The organism is Phreatobacter sp. (genome assembly GCF_022843985.1).
Taxonomy (GTDB): domain Bacteria; phylum Pseudomonadota; class Alphaproteobacteria; order Rhizobiales; family Phreatobacteraceae; genus Phreatobacter.
Window position 1 is genome coordinate 103,503 of sequence record NZ_JALHMP010000001.1, and the last position, 19,368, is coordinate 122,870.

Below are 19,368 nucleotides of genomic sequence, written 5' to 3' on the forward strand. Positions count from 1 at the left end.
GTCGCACCTGTTGAGCGTGGCGCCATCGCTCACGGCGCAGGCGCAGGCCCTCTGCGATAGGCCCGAGCGTGGAGGCCGTGGGCCTTCAGACGCGAAGCTAAGGTGGTAGGGCGGATCCCGAGCCGCTCCGCCGCGCCACCCGGGCCTGAGACCTTGCCCCCCGCCAGTTCCAGCGCGGCGACAAGGTTGTGGCGATCGCGGAGCCGACGATGGTCATCGGTGAGAATTCCGGGGCCGGCAGTAAGGGCGAGGCCGGGCGACGGCAGGCGGACCGCTGCACCCGGCAGGTCGATCGACAGGCGGCCGTTGCGGGCGAGAATGGCCGCCCTTTCGATAACGTTCTGCAATTCGCGTACATTGCCGGGCCAGCCATAGCCGGCAAGGCGGCGGACATCGGCCTCGGACAAACCGAGTCCTGAGGTCTTCAGCTTGCGCTCGGCATGGCGGAGGAAATGCAGGGCGAGTGGCGCCACATCGTCCGCCCGCTCGCGCAGCGGCACCGAATGGATCGGGAAAACGTCGAGGCGGAAATAGAGATCCTCGCGGAAGCGCCCTGCCCTCACCTCGGCCCGAAGATCGCGGTTGGTGGCGGCGATGACGCGGACATCGACGCTGCGGGTGCGCTCGTCGCCGACGCGCTCGAACTGGCCCTCCTGCAGGATCCGCAGCAGCTTGCCCTGAAGTTCCAGCGGGATCTCGCCGACCTCGTCGAGGAAGAGTGTGCCGCCGTCGGCGAGTTCGAAACGGCCGACACGGTCGCGCAGCGCGCCGGTAAAGGCGCCGCGGACATGGCCGAAGAATTCGCTCTCGAAGAGTTCGCGCGGGATGGCGGCGCAATTGACGCGAATGAGTGGCCGGTCGCGCCGGCCACTGGCCTCGTGGATGGCACGGCCGATCAGTTCCTTCCCGGTGCCGGATTCGCCGGTGACCAGGACTGTCGCGTCGGTCGGGGCGACGAGGTCGATCTGGCGCAGGATCTTCTGGATCGCGGCCGAGCGGCCGATAATGCCGCGATGGTTGCTTTCCAGGCGGATCTCCTCCTGCAGATAGGCATTTTCCCGCTCCAGCCGCTGGCGCAGAGTATCAACCTCGGCGAGGGCCTGCCGCAGCTTCTCCTCGGCCTCGCGGCGCTGGCTCACGTCGCGAAAGACGATGACAGCGCCGATAATGGCGCCGCGCTCGCGGATCGGCGTCGAGGTATACTCGACCCAGAGCGGCGTGCCGTCCTTGCGCCAGAACACCTCGCCCGCCACGGTCTGGACGGCACCGTTGCGAAAGGCCGCATAGATCGGGCAGTCGTGGTTCGGATAGGGCGAGCCGTCAGCACGTTGGTGGTGCACCAGGGAGTGCATGTCCTTGCCGACCAGTTCCTCCGCTGTCCAGCCGAGCAGAGCCTCGGCGGCCGGGTTGACGAAGGTCGTCTTCCCGTCGGCGTTGACGCCGTAGATGCCCTCGCCGGCTGCCTTGAGGATGAGCTGGTTCTCCTTCTCGATCGTGTGGAAGAGCCGCTCGACCCGCTTCCACTCGTCGATGCCCTGGCGGAGCGTCCCGTCGGCGTCGGCATCGACGTCGCGGCGATGGCGCGCCGCCAGATCGGCCATGGTGAGAAGAACCAACGGGCCATCGGCGGCCTGCAGGACTGCGCCCGCATATTCCAGCTTCAACTCGCCGCCGCCGGCCTTCAGCGGCGTCAGGCTGCGGGTGAAGGCCCGGCCACGGTGCAGGACCTCCTCGGTGAAGACGACGAGCGCGGGACGCTGGCCACGGTGGAGATCGGTGATCTTCAGGGTGCGCAGCACGGCGACGCGATAGCCGAGCAGATGCTGCGCGGCGGCATTGGCGTCGCGGATCGCACCCGACCGTGGATCGACCACGATGGCCGCATCGGTCAGGCTGTCGAAGGCTGGGCCAAAAGACGACAACGCCGCAAGGGACTGTGCGGCGGATAAGGATGCAGCACTGGCCATGCGCGGGTCTCCCTTTTTCACGAATATTCGTGCTCTTGATCCCGATCTTTCGTCAATGATGATTTTTCGTTAGATCGGAAATCGTGAGGAATCCGTCATTTTGTCCGCTTTCGCACGGTCCCGCGCACTGGCCCCAACCTTGCTTAACCATCGTGAGTGAAGCCGAGGCGCCGAACGCCGGAACCCTGAGGACGACCCATGGCTCTGTTCGACAATCCCTTCAATGCCGCCAAGACATTCCTCAAGGGCTGCGTCTGCGGGCGCCACGCCTCCGCTAGCGAGCACGCGGCCGCGATCAAGGCCGAGGCGGTCGCCGTCGAGGCGGCCGGCGAGGAAAGCCGCTATCGCCGCATCGTCGAACAGGCGGTGATGCGGGCACTGTTCCCCCAGGACCACCAACGCCGTGCCTTCCTGAAGGCGGTGGGTGCCACCACGGCCGCAGCCGCCATCGCGACCTTCTTCCCCATCGGCGCGGCGACCGAGGCCCTCGCCCAGACCGGCCCGATCGAAAAAAAGGATCTCAAGGTCGGCTTCATCCCGATCACCTGCGCGACGCCGATCATCATGGCGCATCCGCTTGGCTTCTACTCCAAGCACGGGCTGAACGTCGAAGTGGTGCGCACTGCCGGCTGGGCGGTCATCCGCGACAAGACCATCAACAAGGAATATGACGCCGCCCATATGCTGGCGCCGATGCCGCTCGCCATCACCATGGGCGTCGGCTCCAACCCGATCCCCTATTCGGTCTCGGCCATCGAGAACATCAACGGCCAAGCCATCACGCTGGCCAACAAGCACCGGAACAAGCGCGACCCGAAGGACTGGAAGGGCTTCCGCTTTGCCGTGCCCTTCGACTTCTCTATCCACAACTATCTCTTGCGCTACTACCTCGCCGAGGCAGGGCTGGATCCTGACCGCGACGTGCAGATCCGCTCGGTGCCGCCGCCGGAAATGGTCGCCAACCTGCGCGCCGACAACATCGACGGCTATCTCGGCCCCGATCCGTTCAACCAGCGGGCGGTCTTCGATGGCGTCGGCTTCATCCACATCCTCTCCAAGGAACTGTGGGACGGCCATCCCTGCTGCGCCTTCGCGGCCAGCCGCGAATTCGTCACCACCATGCCCAACACCTACAGGGCGCTGCTGAAGGCCATTATCGACGCGACCGCCCATGCGCAGAAGGCGGAGAACCGCAGGGAGATCGCCGCGGCCATCGCCGCTCCGAACTACCTGAACCAGCCGGTCACGGTCCTGGAGCAGGTCCTGACCGGCACCTATGCCGATGGCCTCGGCCAGGTGAAGCGCGACCCGAACCGCATCCAGTTCGATCCCTTCCCCTGGGAAAGTTTCTCGGTGTGGATCCTCACCCAGATGAAGCGCTGGGGTCAGATTCGGGGTGACATCGACTATGACGGCATCACCCGTCAGGTGTTCCTGGCGACTGACGCCGCGGCGATGATGCGGGAACTCGGTCTCACGCCCCCGACGGCGTCAACCAAGACCTTTGCCGTCATGGGCAAGCCTTTCGATCCGGCGAAGCCCGAGGAGTATATCGCCTCGTTCGCCATCAGGCGGTGACGGGCACGCCAGGGACCATGCCCATGACCCGGCCTCCCGTTCCACCCTTCACGCTGGAAACGGCGCGCCAGAAGGTGCGCGTCGCCGAGGACGCCTGGAACACCCGCGATCCCGAGCGGGTGGCGCTGGCCTATACCGAGGGCAGCACCTGGCGAAACCGGTCGGATTTCTTTTCAGGGCGCCCGGCGATCCGCAGCTTTCTCGCCGCCAAATGGGCGAGGGAAAGGGACTACCGGCTGATCAAGGAGCTCTGGGCCTTCCACGAGAACCGGATCGCCGTGCGCTTTCAGTACGAATGGCACAACGCTGGCGGGGCCTGGTTCCGCTCCCACGGCAACGAACAATGGCAGTTCGACGCCGAAGGCTACATGGAGCGGCGCGAGGCCAGCATCAACGACGTCCCCATCGCCGAGGCCGACCGCCGCTTCACCTGGCCGCTCGGCATCCGCCCGGCCAATTGTCCCGGCCTGACGGAGCTTGGCCTGTGACCCCTTCCCTTTTCCGTCGCGAGACCCGGCCATGACCCGCTCCATCGGCGTGCGCGCCCTCGTCCTCTCGCTGGTGATTCTCGCCGTTTTCCTCGCCGCCTGGCATATCGCCGTCAGCGGCGGCGGCGGCGGCGGCCAGGCGGTGGATCCGGAATATGCCCGCCTCGTCGGTGCCGCCGCGGCGACCGGCGGGCAGACCCCGATGCCCGGGCCGATCGATGTCGGCAAGGCGATCTGGAAACACCTGTCCGACCCGTTCTATGTGCGCGGCACCAACGACATGGGCATCGGCATCCAGCTCGGCTATTCGCTCGCCCGTGTGCTCCTCGGCTTCGGCATCGCTGTGGCGGTCGCCGTTCCTCTCGGCTTCCTGATCGGCATGTCGCCGCTCGTCTATCGAGCCCTCGACCCCTTCATCCAGGTGATGAAGCCGATCTCGCCGCTGGCCTGGATGCCGCTCGCCCTCTACACGATCAAGGATTCCTCGCTCTCCTCGATCTTCGTCATCTTCATCTGCTCGCTCTGGCCGATGCTGATCAACACGGCCTTCGGCGTCGCGAGCGTCCGCAAGGACTGGCTGAACGTCGCGCGGACTCTCGAGGTCGGTCCATTGCGCAAGGCCTTCACGGTGATCCTGCCGGCAGCCGCCCCCACCATTCTCACGGGCATGCGCATCTCGGTGGGGATTGCCTGGCTGGTCATCGTGGCGGCCGAGATGCTCGTCGGCGGTACCGGCATCGGCTACTTCGTGTGGAACCAGTGGAACAACCTGTCGCTCACCGACATCATCACGGCCATCCTGCTGATCGGCCTCGTCGGCATGGTTCTGGACCAGATCCTCGCCCGCCTCACCCGTCTCGTGACCTATCCGGAGTGATGCGGATGGCCCGTTCCTACATCTCCATCGAAGGCATCGCCCGCCGCTTTCCTGCCCCCGAGGGTGGCCGGACGACGATTTTCGAGGACCTCTGGTTCGCCATGGAGCGCGGCGAGTTCGTCTGCGTTATCGGCCATTCCGGCTGCGGCAAGACGACGGTGCTGAACATCCTCGCCGGCCTCGACGAACCAAGCGAGGGGGCAGTCATCATCGACGGCAAGGCCATCGAGGGGCCGAGCCTCGACCGGGCCGTCATCTTTCAGAGCCATGGCCTCCTGCCCTGGCGGACCGTGCTCGGCAATGTCAGCTATGCCGTCTCGTCCAAGTGGCGCGACTGGTCGAAGGCCAAGGTCGAGGAGCATGCGCGCAAGGCGATTGCGACGGTCGGCCTGACGGGGGCCGAAATGAAGAAGCCGGCTCAGCTTTCGGGCGGCATGAAGCAGCGGGTCGGCATTGCACGGGCGCTGTCGATCGAGCCAAAGATCATGCTGATGGACGAACCCTTCTCGGCCCTCGACGCCCTGACGCGCGGCACCCTGCAGGACGAGGTGCGCGGAATCTGCCGCAATACCGGTCAGACCGTCTTCATGATCACCCACGATGTCGACGAGGCCATCTACCTCGCCGACAAGATCGTACTGATGACCAATGGACCCGACGCACGGATCGCCGAGATCGTCGCCAATCCTTTGCCGGCTGATCGCTCGCGCAACGAGGTGCACAAGCACCCGGCCTATTACCCCCTGCGCAACCACATCATCGATTTCCTGGTGGCGCGGTCGCGGAGCTTTGCCGAGGAGCTCGCCCAGCCCGGCAAGGTCTGGAACCGCCGCGCCCCGCCGATCGTCACCCCCGGCGCGCCCGACACCCCACCCCCGCTGGTTCGGGCCGTCTGAAGCCCGCCCCCCTTCCCCGTTGTACCCAAGGAGACGGACATGATCCGCGAAGAGCTCACGGAAAAGATTCTCGACATCAAGCGCGAGAAGGGCTGGACCTGGAAGCACATCACTGACGAGATCGGCGGCATGTCGCCGGTGCTGATCATCGGCGCGCTGCTCGGCCAGCACAAGCTGGTGAAGCCGCTCGCCGCCAAGGCAGCGGCTCTTTTCGGCCTGACGCCGATGGAGGAACGGATGCTCAACGAGGTGCCCTATCGCGGCACCGGAACGTCGATGCCGCCAACCGACCCGCTGATCTACCGCTTCTACGAGCTGGTACTCGTCAACGGACCGGCCTGGAAGGCGATCATCGAGGAGGAGTTCGGCGACGGCATCATGTCGGCGATCGACTTTAACATGGAATTCGAGCGCGAGCCGAATCCGAAGGGCGACCGGGTTAAGATCACCATGTCGGGCAAGTTCCTGCCGTTCAAATACTACGCCAACGAGCAGGGCATCCCCGACTACGGCTTCAAGGAGGCCTGACCGGCCCGGTGCGACGGCGGCGGCGGGAGACCGGCGCGGCCGTCGGCCGCCGCTCAGAAGCCCGCCTGGACCGCGATGATCGTCTCGCCGCGGATATCCTCGGTGAGCTGTTCCTCCAGGCGCCCGAAATCCGGTGTCGTTTTCAGCTTGTAGGACCGCGGGTGGGCGAAGGGGATGGTCACCTCGCTCTTGAAGCGGCCTGGCCTCGCGCTCATCACCAGCACGCGGTTGGCCATGAACACCGCTTCCTCGATATCGTGGGTGACGAAGAGCACGGTCTTGCGGTGCGTCTCCCAGATCGACAGCAGCAGTTCCTGCATCAGCGAGCGGGTCTGGTGATCGAGGGCACCGAAGGGCTCGTCGAGCAAGAGGACCTTCGGATCGTTGGCCAGCGCACGGGCGAGCGCGGTGCGCTGCTGCATGCCGCCCGAGAGCTGCTTGGGATAGTGGTTGGCGAACTGGGTGAGGCCCACCTGCGCCATCAGCTTTTCGGCGGTGGCGCGGCGTTCGGCCGCCGCCACGCCGCGTTCGCGCGGGCCGAACTCGATGTTCTCCACCACCGTGAGCCAGGGAAAGAGCGTGTAGCTCTGGAACACCATGCCGCGATCGGCGCCCGGACCCGGCACGGGCTTGCCGTCGAGGGTGACGGTTCCGGTGGTCGGCCGGTCGAGACCGGCGACGATGCGCAGGAGCGTGGACTTGCCGCAGCCGGAAGGCCCGAGGATAGCGACGAAATCGCCCTCCCCGACCGTGAGATCGACCGGTGCCAGGGCCTGGACCGGATCGCCGCCGCGCACCGACGGGAAGGTGCGCGAAACGCCCGAGACGACGACGCCGCTCATATCGTGCTCCAGGGAAACAGCTTCTGGTTCACCGCCTTGAACAGGAAGTCGGAGATGAGGCCGATGACGCCGATGACGATGATGCCGAAGATCATCTGGCCTGTGGCGAGCAGCGCCTGGCTCTCGATGATCATGTGGCCGATGCCCGAGGAAGAGCCGATCAGCTCGGCGACGATGACATAGGTCCAGGCCCAGCCAAGGACGAGGCGCAGGATCTCAGCGATCTGCGGCGCCGCATAGGGCACCATGACGCGGCCGACGATGCCCTGGTCGCGCGCGCCCAGGGTGAGCGCCGCCTCGACCAGATCGCGGCGGATCGAACCGACCGCCACAGCCACCATCAGCACGATCTGGAAGACCGAGCCGACGAAGATCACGAGCAGCTTCTGCTTCTCGCCGACGCCGGCCCAGAGGATGAAGAGCGGGATGAAGGCGGAGGCCGGCAGGTAGCGGGCAAAGGAGACGAAGGGTTCGAAAAAGGCCTCGACCGGCTTGTAGGCGCCCATGGCGAGGCCGAGCGGCACAGCGACGAGGGCCGCCAGGATAAACCCACCGACGACGCGCCAGACGGTGACGCCGATATCGACCAGGAAGCCGTGGTTGGTGATGAGATACCAGCCCTCCTGCAGCATCGTGACGGGATCGGCGAGGAAGATCTTCGGCACAAGGCCGCCGAAGGTTACCGCCGCCCAGGCGGCGAAGAAGATGACGAAGAAGGCGATGCCGAGGCCGACACGCGCGGTCGTCGATACGGGCTCGAGGGGTTTCATGGGGTTATCCGAAGGACGAAGGAAGCAGAGACGGCATGGAAAGCGTCATGGCTTGGAAAACGTTGTCGTCGCAAAAAGCGCCATGGCCGGGCTTGCCCCGGCCATCAACGACTTGATCACGACCTGGCAGGAATTCGTGGATGCCCGGCACGAGGCCGGGCATGACGTCGTGGGCGGTCGCGGCTTTCGCGCATGACCGCCACCTTGATCCGCCCCTACTGGATGAAGCGCGTGTCAACCATCGTGTCGAAATTCGGCTTGTTGCGGATGATGCCGAGCTCCAGCAGCAGGTCGGCCGCCTTCTCGGAGAAAGTGCGCCACTCGCCGGCGAAGAAGGTCCGGTTCGCCTCGCGGTCCTGCCAGCGCAGGTACTGAGCGGAATTGCCGAACTGCTCGGCCGTCTGGCGCACATCGGCGCCCATGATCCGAAAGGACTCAGCCTGGTTGGTCTTGATCATCTCGAGCGCCTCGAAATAGCTCTTGGCGAGCGCCCGGACGGCGGCCTCGTTGGCCTGGATGAAGGCCGGCGTGCAGCCGAACGTGTCCATGACCATGGGATAGTCGAGGGTGGTGGCGATGATCTTGCCAGCCTGTGGCGCATTGCGCACCGAGGACAGGAAGGGCTCATAGGTCATGGCGGCATCGTTCTGGCCGGCAACGAAGGCCTGGGCGGCGGCTCCCGGCTCCATGTTGACGACGGTCACGTCACGGATGGAGAGGCCGTTTTCCCGCAGCATCCAGGCGAGGGTGAAATAGGGCGCAGTGCCCGGAGCCGAGGCCGCCACCGTCTTGCCGCGCAGGTCGCGGATCGAGTTGATGCTGTTGCGCACGGCCATGCCGTCGGCGCCGTAGCTCTTGTCGAGCTGGAACAGCTGGGTGGTGGCGATGCCGTTGGCGTTCCAGACGATCCAGGTTTCGACCGTCGTGGCGGCGCACTGGATGTCGCCCGAGGCGATGGCGAGGTGGCGGCTCGCCTGCGGGATCTTGCGGATCGTCACATCAAGGCCGTTGCGGGCGAAGATGCCGGCTTCCTTGGCCAGTGTCAGCGGCGCGAAACCGGTCCAGCCGGAAATGCCGATATTGACCTTGGTCTGGGCGCTGGCAGGGCCGGCGAGAACCAGGCCGAGCGAAAGGGCCGCGCCGGCCAGAAGGCCGCGCAGGGTGGACGGTTGCAACATCGTCGTTCTCCTCTGGCGGCCCTGGCGAAGAGGACCGCATCTGATATCAGTCTAGGGGTGCTGTTCCACGGCGTGGCATACGGACATCTACGTAAGATACGCAGATTCCTGTGCAGCGCAGCACGAGGCGGCGCTGCCGGTCAGGACCTGGGGGCGCCGGCGCCGCCGGCACCCGGCTGAATCAGCTCTTCACCCAGCTCGGCGCGGCAAAGCGGAACTGGTCGAGGGTGTTCTCGGCGATGCGGAACCACAGGTTCGAATCGTCGGTGAACTTCTTCCAGCTGTCGTAGACGGTCTTGAATTCGGGGCTCTTGGCAGCGAAATCGTCGAGCGTCTCAACCGTCGCCTTCAAGCAGGCGTCGAGAACCGGCTTGGGGAAGGCGCGCAGCTGGGCACCGGCGGCCACCAGACGCCGCAAGGCTGCCGGGTTCTTGGCGTCGTAATTGGCCATCATCTGCACACATTGCTCGCTCGCCGCGGCCTCATAAGCGCCCTTGAAGGCGGGCGGCAGCTCGGCCCATTTCGCCTGGTTGACGAAGGAGGTGATCTGCGCCGCGCCCTCCCAGAAGCCGGGCGTGTAATAGAAGCGCGCCACCTTGGCGAAGCCGAGTTTCTCGTCGTCGTAGGGGCCGATCCATTCAGCCGCGTCGATGGTGCCGCGCTCAAGGGACGAATAGATGTCACCGGCGGGGATCTGCTGGGGCACGGCACCGAGCTTGGAGAGCACGCTACCACCGATGCCGCCAATGCGGAATTTCAGGCCTTTGAGATCCTCGAGCGTATTGATCTCCTTGCGGAACCAGCCACCCATCTGAACGCCGACATTGCCGCAGGGCACGGAAACCAGGCCGAACTTGGCGAAGACGTCGCGCATCAGCTCCTTGCCGCCGCCCGCCACCATCCAGGCCTGTTGCTGGCGGGTGTTGAGGCCGAAGGGCATGCCGCCGTCAAAGCCGATGGCCGGGTTGCGCCCGAAAAAGTAGCTGGAGAGCGTGTGGGAGCATTCCACCGTGGCATTCGACGTCGCGTCGAAGACCCCCAGAGCCGGCACGATCTCGCCGGCGGCGAAGACCTGGATCTGGAACTTGCCCTCGGTGATCTGGCTGATGCGCTCGGCCATCGCCGTGGCCGAACCGTGGATTGCGTCGAGGCTCTTTGGCCAACTCGTCACCATGCGCCAGCGCACAGTGGGAGTCTGGGCCAGGGCCGGCGCAGCGATCGTCGCTGCGACAGCGCCCGCCGTGCCGGCCAGAAAATGACGTCTCTTCATGATGGTCTCCCGTGTAATCGGCGTCGGTGGCACTTTCCCGTGCCTTCCTCGACGTTCCCCCAAAGACTGGTCGTGCGATGCGTCAGCGGCCGCCCTTCTTGTCGATGACCATGAAGCAATGGACATAGTCCATGGCGTGGCCGGCGGGGTTCTGGGCGACGTCTGCCTCGTAGGCGCCGTAGAAGGCGTCGATGATGGAGCCTCGCTCGTGCGCCGACCGCTTGGCGTCAAGAGCACCGGCGAAGACGGTCTCGGACCAGGAGCGCAGGGTCGGGACATAGGCGCTGGCGAAAGCCGCAGCGTCGCCGTGCCTCGCGAAATCGGCCGCATAGGGGCAGGCGGTCACAGCGGTTGAAAGATGCTTGAGCCTGAGGCCGGCGCGAGACACGGCCGATCCCTTGTCGCGGAAGGGCGCGGCGAATTCGTCCGGCGTCTTGTAGAACTGCTGGAAGGTCGCGCCCCGATATTCAGCCTCGGTGATGCGGCCCTTGGTCCAAAGGTCGCGCCAGTGGCGGGCGAAGGCGTCGAACATGTTCACGCCGCCGGTATGGCCGAGATAGCGGCCCTGCTCGTCGGCGCAGAAATTGGCAAGGACCAGCTTGCCGCCGGGGGCGAGTTCCTTCGCGCGGGCGAGCAGGATCGTGTCCCAGTCGGCCATGGCCTGGCGGCGGAACAGCGCCTGTTCGGCCACCGTCGCGCCGACCGCCTGGACATGGTCGGCAATGAGCCCAGGTCGCTTGCTCAGCCAATGCATGGCGGTGGCGGAAAAGCCGAGATGCAGCGAGCCGTCCGGAACGATCTGCTTGTAGAAGCTCGTCCCCGAGCCGGCGATATAGAGGTTCGGCGTCTCGGCGAGCGGCGTTTTCGACTGGTCGCCGAGAAGCCCCTGGGTGAGCCGGAACAGCGCCGAGAAATCGTTATGCGGCAGGTCGGTATAGGTGATCTGGATGGCGCGGTCGGGCGCCCTTTCCCGGACCTTCTCGACGAGTCGCCGCATCATGTCGAGGGAGGTGCCGCCGTCGGCAGCGCCATAGTCGCAGACCGAGAAGGCGGTCTTGGCCGGCTTGATCGCCATGCTCCCGAGGGCCGCGACGACGAGGTCGCCGGCCTTGTCGATGACGGCCTTGGCACCCACCGTATTGGAGGAATAGTAGCCGGCGCCGCGCATCGCGATCACCTGGGCCGAAGCCTTGCCTGCCATGCGCATTCCCCTTGGAGCGGCTTTCGAAGAACAGCCTATCTGCAATGCTTGCTGACGCAACGCCAAAACGTCTTCGGTATTCTCCGGATCAATCGTTGTCGGTCAGCCCTGCCCCGGCCCCCAGGACCCGCGAGCGCGCCGAGGCCGGGACATAGGTCCTGGCAGCCAGTGCCTCGAGTGCGGCGAGGATTGCAGGTGCCACGGCGGCGCGTGTCGCCTTGCCCTCGTCCAAAGCCTGAATCTCCGCCTCAAGCCGCGCCAGAACCTCCGCTTCCAGCGCCGGGGCGCCGGCCGCGGGGCTGTCGAGGCCGAGCACGAGAGATGGCCAATCGCCGCCCGCCCTGGCGATCCGGCGCGCCGCCCGGCCGATTTCCTCCGCGCCGCCCCAGGACAGCCCCGCCCCCCGTGCCGCTTTGGCAGCGAGTGTCTCGACCTCGTTGAGCGACATATCGATCAGGCCTGCCGTCACGAAGACAACCTCATGAGGCCATGCGCTCAGTTTCGCGCCTGCAGATATCCTCCGGGAAAGGCGCATCGGCGAAGAGGGAGATTCGCAGCCAGCGGTCGGAGCGCGGGTCGAAGCGGCTGGCGCCGAAAAAGGCGAGCTTGGCCCGCAGCAGATCGACCGGACGCATGGTGGCGGCGACGAGATTGTCGCGCACCTCGGCATAGGGGTGGGCGATCGCAACCTGCACCCGCCGCACGACATAGCGGAAGCTGGGATGCCGCATCAGAAAGGCGGCGACCGGTTCGTCGTGAGGCGCCGCCAGAAGGGCGGCCTCGAGCCGGCTCACGTCACGGGCGACCGCCAGGGGCTGCTCGCGATCGGCTCCATCCTCGGCGCCGCGCTCACCGAGCCGCGGCTCCAGTTTCTCCTCCGAGACATACCAGAACCTGGCCTCGCTGGCCGGATCGGAGAAGTCGAACCGTCGCACCCAGCCGTAATGGACGGCGAGCCGGGCAACGAGCGCGCCGACAGTCATGGTTCCGTCGATGCGGAAAACACTGTCCTCGTCGGCCTGCATGGTCTCGGCCAGATCGTCGACCAGGGCGCCGTGCGGCTCGAGCACCAACGCCACCACCGCTTCCTGCGCTTCCACGGAGAGGCCATCACAGGCGTGGCGATAGAGCGCATCCCAAGGCGTGGCGCCGGACAGGAGCCGGCGGGCAACAGCGGCCAGCGCGGCGAGGTCATCTGCCAGCACCGCGACCCGCGGCGCTTGAACCGGGTCCTCCGTGTGCCAGCGGCTCACGGTCTGGCGCATTGCCTCCAGCGCCGCAAGGAAAGCCGCCTGTTCGGCGGGGCCGGCGGCGGCCAGCCCGCGCACCCGCGCCAGGGCCGTCTCGCGGGCATGGAACCAGCGGTGGACCAGAAGGGGATGACGGACCAGGAAGGGCGCCATGCCGAGGCCGGTGGAGTTGCCGACTCCGAGGCTTCGCCGCAAGGCCGGATCGAGAGTGGTTGCCCGCGCCCCGCCCTGCGCCGCGGCAACATGTTCAACGAGATCGAGCGTGAATGCCCGGATCAGCCACACGGCGAGCATCTCGGCGCGGAAGGGGCCGGTCAGTTCGGCGCGACCGGCGATGCGGTCGCGGTCGGCGATGCCGAACTTTCCATTGCCATAGACCGCGGTGGTGCGCATCAGATAGCCGACGCTCGCCAGCAGATCCGCATCCGGCTGATGGCCGTTCGCGAGGCTTTCGGCCACATGAGCGAACAGACGGACGCTCTTGTTGGCGCGGGCCAGAACCAGATCCCGCTCGGTGAAGCGACCAGCCTCCTGGCGCGGGGCATTGGCGCGCAAACGGGCGATCTCGGCGGCGTCGGGGATGCCGTCATAGAGGACATAGCTCGTGTCCCAGGCCTCGGCGATGACGCGGTCGGTGCGCATCTCGTCGGCGAGCGGCGTCGAGAAGGCGACCAGCGAATAGGTGTTCGCCGGCGCGACGACGGTCAGCACGGCATGGCCGAAGCCTTCCGCGTCGATCTCCCAGGCGGCGCAACGATATGACCAGCCCTCCCCTTCCACCCGCCGCAGCAAGGCGCGCAGGAAGCTCAGACGCGTCGGATGGGCGGCACCAAGGCGGTTGAGCCGCATCACTTCGTCGGGCGGGCGGAGGTCCACCGTCATGCGCCCTGCCCCGCCAGCCGGAGCAGCATGGTTTGCGTCGCCTCGTCGACCTCGACGCCCTCGGTGGCGATGCGGGCACGCGCCGCGGCCCGCCGCCCACCGGGGAGCCGCCCGCCGGTCTCGGCGCCCAGCGCCTCCACAACGATGCCGAGCCGGTCGGCGAAGGCGCCGCCGGAGGAGATCTCAGGCGCCAGCGCGATGAAGAACTGGCCGGTCTTCGGCGGCCCGCCCGCGGGTCCGGAAAAGGGGCTCGCCTGGATGCCAGGCGTCGCGCCCGCGAGGCAGGCGGCGAAAACCTCCACCAGCAGCGCCGCTCCGACTCCCTTGTAGCCGCCCGAAGGCACCATCGTGCCCTTGAGGCCTTCCACCGGATCGGTGGTCGGCCGCCCCTCCGCGTCCAGCGCCCAGCCCTCGGGTATGGCCTCGCCGGATTTCGAACGCTTGATGACCTCGCTTTTGGCGATGACGCTGGCGCTCTGGTCGATGACGAACCGGGCGCCGCCGGCGCCATCCGGAACCGCCAGGGACCAGGGATTGGTGCCGAGCACCGCCTTGCGGCCGCCCCAGGGGGCGATCGAGGCCGGTGCATTGGTGAAGCCGAGACCGACGAGACCAGCCGCGGCGATCCGCTCGGTATGATAGGCGAGGATTCCGCAATTGTAGGAATTGCGGATGGCGAGGCTGGCGATCCCGTGGCTGCGCGCGGTGGCGATCAGATCAGGGAGGCCGAGGTCGATGGCGGCATGGGCAAATCCCGAGCCGGCATCGACGACTAGGCTGCCCGCGGCCTGCCGGGAGAGAACCGGCGCAGCCATGCCGACCACCTTGCCGCAGGTCAGATGTTCGCAATAGACGGGCAGATACATGAGGCCGTGGGAGCGGATGCCGTCACGTTCGGCGCCGGCGAGGCCGGCGGCCAGGGCCCGCGCCTGCGCCTCGCTCGCCCCGTGCCGGCGAAGCGCCGCGGCGGCAAGAGTTTCGATGGCATCGACTGTCATGCGCGGCATGTCATTCCCTCAACCCCTCGGGGGCCGGCAGCCCCACTGGCCGCCGCAACCCGCATGCATGGTCCGCGCCAAGGTCACCCCGGCGCAAGGGCCCGCCCCAGGAAGGCCATCCAGTTCTCGCCCATGATGCCGTCGACCTCGTCCTGTGCAAAGCCCGCGGCGCGCAGCCCGGCGGCAATGCCCGGAAAGTCGGCATTGCCACGAAACCAGACGGGCTGGGCCGGAAAGACCGGCGGTCCGTTGGGATTCGACGCGGTCTCGAAGGTCCAGCGCCCGTCGCGCATCCAGGCGACGGCGGAATCGGGCTGGTCCTGGCAGAGGTCGGAACCGATGCCGATGCGCTGCGGGCCGATCCGCTCGGCGAGCCGCGCCGCCATGGCAGCAAACTCGGCGAGGGTGCAGGCTGAGCCGCCGGCCAGGTGGTGCGGATAGAGCGACAGACCGAGGAGCCCGTCATGGGCGGCCAGCGCGTCGATGACGCGGTCAGAGACATTGCGTGGCGTGTCGCGCCACCAGCGGGGATTGGCGTGGGAGACCGTCACCGGCCGGGCCGAGCGTTCGAGTGCCTCGATGGTGGTGCGCTCGCCGGCATGGGACATGTCGATGACCATGGCGAGGCGGTTCATCTCGGCGATGACCTCACGGCCCATGCGGGTAATCCCGCCGTCCTCGAATTCCTGCCAGCCGGCACCGAGGAGCGACTGGTTGTTATAGGTCAGTTGGAGAAAGGTCAGGCCGCAATCGCGCAGCACCTCGATCAGGCCGAGATCGGCCTCGATCGGCGAAGGGTTCTGCATGCCGAAGAGGATAGCGGTGCGGCCGCTGGCCCGCGCCGCCGCGATATCGGCGACGGAGCGCGCCTTGACGATGAGATCGGCATGGTCGGCGAGCCGCCGGTTCCAGGCGACGAGCAGATCGACCGTCGCGCGGAAGTTCTCGTGGTAGCCGACGGTGGCATGGACCGCATCGACGCCTCCGGCCCGCATCTCCTCGAAGATCCGGCGTGACCAGTTCGCATATTGGGCACCGTCGACCACGAAGGGTCGCTGGCGGGAGGGTGGAACCGGCATGACGGAGGCCCGTTGGACTGGCGGGGACGGCAAGACGCCGCCACGTTAGAACGGTGCGCGCCCGGCAGACCAGTGCAGGACCTGCGGGTCAGGTCCCGTGCCGACGAGGTCCTCGAACGGCGGTGGTCGCCGGACCCGCCGTCAGACTCACTCGACAGCGCCCTGCCCTTGCGGCTTACTCCAACCGCCTTCGGGCACGGCCGGCATCGCGCCGCCGCGAACACTATCGAGGACAGATTATGGACATCCGCCGCTGCGGTTCGATCGATTCCCGCCGTCCCCCGGCCGACTGGTTCACCGGGAGCGTCTGGCAGGACCCCATCGTGGAGGCGGAAGCGCCGGCCCGCGTCCGCGCCGCGGTGGTTCGTTTCGACCCCGGCGCCCGCACAAACTGGCACACCCATCCGCTTGGCCAGACCCTCTTCGTCATCGAGGGCAGTGGCCTCGCCCAGACGCTGGGCGGGCCGATCCAGGAAATCCGGGCCGGCGACACGGTCTGGATTCCGCCGGGCGAGAAGCACTGGCATGGGGCGGCCCCCGGCACGGCGATGACCCATATCGCCATCCACGAGGCGCTCGACGGCAAGCATGTCGACTGGATGGAGCCGGTCACCGACGCGCAGTACTCCGGAAGCTGAGCCCGCAGCAGCGGTTCGCCGTTTCAGTACGGATTGCGTCCGTCGCCCTCGTCGACGTCGCGCGGTAAGGCCTCGTCCGGCCTGCGCGTGCGGTCCGGCACGCCGGCGGGCTGGTCGGTCGCCTGCCTGCCGCCGCCGGCGGGCCTCACACCCGGCCGGCCCGGCCTCTCATTCTGATTCCGGTCCATGGGCTGGTCGTCGTTGTCGCGACTGATCGCGTCACGCGGCTGGGTCATGGTCGCCTCCTGCTGTGGCAGGTAAACGGCCCCTGGTGTGCCGGGGTTCCCTCTCCGCAGCGGCCGCGGACCGGTCTCAGCCGAAACCGCAAGCCTCATCGGCCGGTGGGAATTGGCGGCCCCGGCAGGACTCGAACCTGCGACCAACAGCTTAGAAGGCTGTCGCTCTATCCAACTGAGCTACGGGACCGGACCCGGACGCCGCCTGCACCCTCAATGGGTCCAGGCGCCGACCCGGTTGAACTTGAAATTGTCGGAATAGGCAGCGAGCCGGCGCTTGGGTGCCTCGGCCTCGAAGAGCTGGTAGGCGATGCCGTTCTTCTCGGCATAGGCGATCGCGGCCTCGCGCGTCTCGAAGGATAGGCGCACCTGCTGGGCCATGTCGGTGGAGCTGGTATAGCCCATCAGCGGCTCCAGCGTTCGCGGCGTCTCGGGCTCGAATTCGAGACGCCACTGGTCGGTCTTGGCGAGACCGGACTGGGTGGCGGTCCTGGCGGGCTTGTAGATACGGGCGACCACGTCATTCCTCCGGATCTGGTCGGGGCGACTGGATTCGAACCAGCGACCTAGAGTACCCAAAACTCTCGCGCTACCAGGCTGCGCTACGCCCCGTCAGGCTTGGCAATAGCCGAGGGATGAGGCAGCGGCAAGCACGATGCGGATGGCTCAGCCGCGGAAGAAGGGATGTTCGACGCGGTCGCCTGCCGCGATGCCAAGGCGGCGCGACGTTCCGCCGATGACCTCGAGCACGCCCTTGACCGGACCGTTGGAGGAGATGGTCGCCTCCGACAGGGGTGTTGTGTTCTCGGCGATGTGGTTGATGACGCCATTGGCGCGGATGAAGATCATGTCCAGCGGGATGTAGGTGTTCTTCATCCACATGGTGACCTCGGTCTCGCGGGTGCCGAAGTCGAAGAGCATGCCGCGGCCATCGGGCAGTTCGCGGCGGAACATCAACCCACGCGAGCGGGTCTCGGGGGTGTTGGCGATTTCCAGCACGAAGGGATGGCTGGCACCGGCCCGCGTCACGATGGTCAGGCGGCCCGTATCGGCGCGCGCCAGGGCCGGGGCCACCGGCAGGACGAAGGCTCCAGCGAGCAGATTGCGGCGGTCGATCATCATGGCCGCTGTTCTAGCCCGTCAGTGGGAGGCTGGAAAGGGCGCTCCGTCCGGACGCACCTCAGCGGCCATCAGTCCCTTGGAGCCGTCGCCGAACCGGACCAGGACCCATTGTCCCGGCCGCAGCTCGGTCATCCCGTAGCGGCGCAGCGTCTCCATGTGCACGAAGATGTCCGGCGTACCCGGTCCACGGGACAGGAAACCGAAACCGCGCAGACGGTTGAACCATTTCACCTCGGCGCGCTCCAGTCCGCTGGTCGGAACCACAGCGACATGGGTCCGGGCCGGCGGCATCTGGGCGGGATGAATGGCGGTCGAATCGTCCATGGAGAGGACGCGGAAGGCCTGGAGCCCGCGGGCCCTGGCCGTCGCCTCAACGACGATGCGTGCCCCCTCGTGGGCGGTCTGGAAGCCGTCTCGGCGCAGGGTCGTCACGTGCAGGAGCACGTCCGATCCACCCTCGTCGGGAACGATGAAGCCGTAACCCTTGGCGACATCGAACCATTTGATGGCGCCTGAAATCTCGACCAGATCGACGGGTGCGGCTTCCGCAGCGGACGAAACCTCCGCCCGCATCGCCAGCGCGCCCTTTCCGCCGAGGCCGTCTGCATCGGAACCGTCCGACGTCATCACTCTCACCGCCGCGCTATCGGGATCGTGGCCTCGATCCCGCCCCACCTGATTCTTGGGACAAAGGATAGCACCCGTCCGGCGTCGGCAAAGCCCAAAATGCAGCCGTCGCGGGTCTTCCCCATCACTTTGGTGGATGAGCTGTTGATGACGTTACGACAGGTGTTCAATGCCGAGGCGACGGGCGAGACCTTGGAGGACTTCGCCGATATCGGCGCGGATGACGAGATGGGCTGCATGGTCGAGCGGCGTCTCCTCGCGATTGATGATGACGAGGTGAGCGCCGCTATCGCGGGCCGCGACCGGCAGGCCTGCGGCCGGATAGACCACCAGCGAGGTGCCGATGGCAAGGAACAGGTCGCAATCGATGGACCATGCGGCGGCCTGGCGCATCTTTCGTTCCGGCATGGCCTGGCCGAAGGAGATGGTGGCCGACTTCACCGGCCCGCCGCAGGCCTCGCAATCCGGCGGCTCGCCACCCGTCGCCTCGAAGCGTTGGCGCACCCAGGCGAGTTCATGGCGCCGGGTGCATGACAGGCAGGTCGCATAGGTGCCGTTGCCGTGAATCTCAATCAGATGGGCGTCGGAGACCCCCGACTCCTGGTGCAGGTTGTCGATGTTCTGGGTGATGATGCCGGCGAGCCGGCCGGCGCGGATCATGGCCGCGAGGGCCAGGTGGCCGCGGGCGGGCGCGGCGCCGCGATAGCTGTCGTCCATGGTGAACTTACGCCGCCAGGCTTCGGCCCGCGCCTCGCGGCTCGCGATGAAGGCCTGGAAGGGGATCGGCTTGTTCTGCGTCCACAACCCGCCGGGCGAGCGAAAATCGGGAATGCCGCTCTCGGTGGAAATGCCCGCGCCGGTGAAGGCCACCGCGCGGCTGGACTGCCGTAGAAGACTTGCCAGATGGTCCGTGGCAGTCTTCAACTCCGCTTCCGTCATCG

General features: G+C 66.8%; 22 protein-coding genes and 2 tRNA genes. 7 read left to right on the top strand and 17 right to left on the bottom strand.

Translation table 11 applies throughout. The features are described 5' to 3' along the window. Nucleotides 1-29 precede the first annotated feature (29 nt). A complete protein-coding gene (locus tag Q0C57_RS00480) occupies nucleotides 30-1,967 on the bottom strand; it encodes a sigma 54-interacting transcriptional regulator (protein ID WP_296570554.1) in 1,938 nt (645 codons plus the stop codon). Nucleotides 1,968-2,165: 198 nt separating this feature from the next. On the opposite strand from Q0C57_RS00480, the gene Q0C57_RS00485 reads away from it, so the two are divergent. From Q0C57_RS00485 to cynS, 5 genes are read left to right on the top strand one after another with little or no spacing between them, the layout of a single operon-like run. After that, a complete protein-coding gene (locus Q0C57_RS00485) occupies nucleotides 2,166-3,545 on the top strand; it encodes a CmpA/NrtA family ABC transporter substrate-binding protein (protein ID WP_296570557.1) in 1,380 nt (459 codons plus the stop codon). Between the two features lie 17 nt (nucleotides 3,546-3,562). Beyond that, complete coding sequence (locus Q0C57_RS00490; RefSeq protein WP_296570560.1) at nucleotides 3,563-4,033, top strand: nuclear transport factor 2 family protein; 471 nt, start codon at nucleotides 3,563-3,565, stop codon at nucleotides 4,031-4,033. Between the two features lie 31 nt (nucleotides 4,034-4,064). Beyond that, nucleotides 4,065-4,910: a nitrate ABC transporter permease gene (ntrB, locus tag Q0C57_RS00495; protein WP_296570563.1), complete on the top strand. Its 846-nt coding sequence runs from the start codon at nucleotides 4,065-4,067 to the stop codon at nucleotides 4,908-4,910. Nucleotides 4,911-4,915: 5 nt separating this feature from the next. Further along, the gene (locus Q0C57_RS00500) at nucleotides 4,916-5,806 is read left to right on the top strand and encodes an ABC transporter ATP-binding protein (protein ID WP_296570566.1); all 891 of its coding nucleotides are present in this window, start codon (nucleotides 4,916-4,918) and stop codon (nucleotides 5,804-5,806) included. Between the two features lie 39 nt (nucleotides 5,807-5,845). Beyond that, nucleotides 5,846-6,334 carry a cyanase gene (cynS, locus tag Q0C57_RS00505; protein ID WP_296570570.1) on the top strand — a complete coding sequence of 163 codons (489 nt, stop codon included), beginning with the start codon at nucleotides 5,846-5,848 and terminating at the stop codon, nucleotides 6,332-6,334. Nucleotides 6,335-6,387: 53 nt separating this feature from the next. On the opposite strand, the gene Q0C57_RS00510 is transcribed toward cynS, so the two are convergent. Then, nucleotides 6,388-7,176 carry an ABC transporter ATP-binding protein gene (locus Q0C57_RS00510; RefSeq protein ID WP_296570573.1) on the bottom strand — a complete coding sequence of 263 codons (789 nt, stop codon included), beginning with the start codon at nucleotides 7,174-7,176 and terminating at the stop codon, nucleotides 6,388-6,390. Next, complete coding sequence (locus Q0C57_RS00515) at nucleotides 7,173-7,946, bottom strand: ABC transporter permease (protein WP_296570576.1); 774 nt, start codon at nucleotides 7,944-7,946, stop codon at nucleotides 7,173-7,175. Before Q0C57_RS00515 ends, Q0C57_RS00510 begins: the two co-directional genes overlap by 4 nt. Before the next feature lie 52 nt (nucleotides 7,947-7,998). Here Q0C57_RS00515 and Q0C57_RS00520 point away from each other — a divergent pair, with 52 nt between their 5' ends. Next, entirely contained in the window at nucleotides 7,999-8,142 is a 144-nt protein-coding gene (locus Q0C57_RS00520; protein WP_296570580.1) for a hypothetical protein, read from the top strand. A 19-nt stretch (nucleotides 8,143-8,161) separates the two neighbouring features. Here Q0C57_RS00520 and Q0C57_RS00525 read toward each other — a convergent pair whose 3' ends face one another. From Q0C57_RS00525 to Q0C57_RS00555, 7 genes are all read right to left on the bottom strand, one after another. Beyond that, a complete protein-coding gene (locus tag Q0C57_RS00525; RefSeq protein ID WP_296570927.1) occupies nucleotides 8,162-9,106 on the bottom strand; it encodes an ABC transporter substrate-binding protein in 945 nt (314 codons plus the stop codon). 199 nt (nucleotides 9,107-9,305) lie between these two features. Next, nucleotides 9,306-10,394 (bottom strand): TRAP transporter substrate-binding protein, encoded by a 1,089-nt coding sequence (dctP, locus tag Q0C57_RS00530; protein WP_296570582.1) that lies wholly within the window; start codon nucleotides 10,392-10,394, stop codon nucleotides 9,306-9,308. Nucleotides 10,395-10,476: 82 nt separating this feature from the next. After that, entirely contained in the window at nucleotides 10,477-11,595 is a 1,119-nt protein-coding gene (locus Q0C57_RS00535) for an SAM-dependent methyltransferase (RefSeq protein ID WP_296570584.1), read from the bottom strand. A gap of 88 nt (nucleotides 11,596-11,683) precedes the next feature. After that, the gene (locus Q0C57_RS00540; RefSeq protein WP_296570587.1) at nucleotides 11,684-12,064 is read right to left on the bottom strand and encodes a DUF3726 domain-containing protein; all 381 of its coding nucleotides are present in this window, start codon (nucleotides 12,062-12,064) and stop codon (nucleotides 11,684-11,686) included. 10 nt (nucleotides 12,065-12,074) lie between these two features. After that, nucleotides 12,075-13,727, bottom strand: a complete 1,653-nt coding sequence (locus tag Q0C57_RS00545) for a hypothetical protein (RefSeq protein WP_296570589.1) — start codon at nucleotides 13,725-13,727, stop codon at nucleotides 12,075-12,077. Then, nucleotides 13,724-14,725: an Ldh family oxidoreductase gene (locus Q0C57_RS00550; RefSeq protein ID WP_296570592.1), complete on the bottom strand. Its 1,002-nt coding sequence runs from the start codon at nucleotides 14,723-14,725 to the stop codon at nucleotides 13,724-13,726. Before Q0C57_RS00550 ends, Q0C57_RS00545 begins: the two co-directional genes overlap by 4 nt. Before the next feature lie 83 nt (nucleotides 14,726-14,808). Continuing rightward, nucleotides 14,809-15,804 carry a membrane dipeptidase gene (locus Q0C57_RS00555; RefSeq protein WP_296570595.1) on the bottom strand — a complete coding sequence of 332 codons (996 nt, stop codon included), beginning with the start codon at nucleotides 15,802-15,804 and terminating at the stop codon, nucleotides 14,809-14,811. Between the two features lie 239 nt (nucleotides 15,805-16,043). Here Q0C57_RS00555 and Q0C57_RS00560 point away from each other — a divergent pair, with 239 nt between their 5' ends. Continuing rightward, the gene (locus tag Q0C57_RS00560; RefSeq protein WP_296570597.1) at nucleotides 16,044-16,442 is read left to right on the top strand and encodes a cupin domain-containing protein; all 399 of its coding nucleotides are present in this window, start codon (nucleotides 16,044-16,046) and stop codon (nucleotides 16,440-16,442) included. 23 nt (nucleotides 16,443-16,465) lie between these two features. Here Q0C57_RS00560 and Q0C57_RS00565 read toward each other — a convergent pair whose 3' ends face one another. The 7 genes from Q0C57_RS00565 to Q0C57_RS00595 form a co-directional block, all read right to left on the bottom strand. Continuing rightward, nucleotides 16,466-16,678 (bottom strand): hypothetical protein, encoded by a 213-nt coding sequence (locus tag Q0C57_RS00565; RefSeq protein ID WP_296570600.1) that lies wholly within the window; start codon nucleotides 16,676-16,678, stop codon nucleotides 16,466-16,468. Between the two features lie 113 nt (nucleotides 16,679-16,791). Further along, nucleotides 16,792-16,868: transfer RNA gene (locus Q0C57_RS00570), tRNA-Arg, on the bottom strand. A gap of 23 nt (nucleotides 16,869-16,891) precedes the next feature. After that, on the bottom strand, nucleotides 16,892-17,197 hold the full coding sequence (locus tag Q0C57_RS00575) for an ETC complex I subunit (RefSeq protein WP_296570603.1): 306 nt from the start codon (nucleotides 17,195-17,197) through the stop codon (nucleotides 16,892-16,894). Between the two features lie 16 nt (nucleotides 17,198-17,213). After that, nucleotides 17,214-17,290, bottom strand: a tRNA-Pro gene (locus Q0C57_RS00580). Between the two features lie 54 nt (nucleotides 17,291-17,344). Beyond that, nucleotides 17,345-17,797, bottom strand: a complete 453-nt coding sequence (locus Q0C57_RS00585; protein WP_296570929.1) for a DUF192 domain-containing protein — start codon at nucleotides 17,795-17,797, stop codon at nucleotides 17,345-17,347. Nucleotides 17,798-17,818: 21 nt separating this feature from the next. Then, the gene (locus tag Q0C57_RS00590) at nucleotides 17,819-18,373 is read right to left on the bottom strand and encodes a cold-shock protein (RefSeq protein WP_296570931.1); all 555 of its coding nucleotides are present in this window, start codon (nucleotides 18,371-18,373) and stop codon (nucleotides 17,819-17,821) included. 207 nt (nucleotides 18,374-18,580) lie between these two features. Beyond that, nucleotides 18,581-19,366 carry a Sir2 family NAD-dependent protein deacetylase gene (locus Q0C57_RS00595; RefSeq protein ID WP_296570606.1) on the bottom strand — a complete coding sequence of 262 codons (786 nt, stop codon included), beginning with the start codon at nucleotides 19,364-19,366 and terminating at the stop codon, nucleotides 18,581-18,583. Nucleotides 19,367-19,368: the final 2 nt, after the last annotated feature.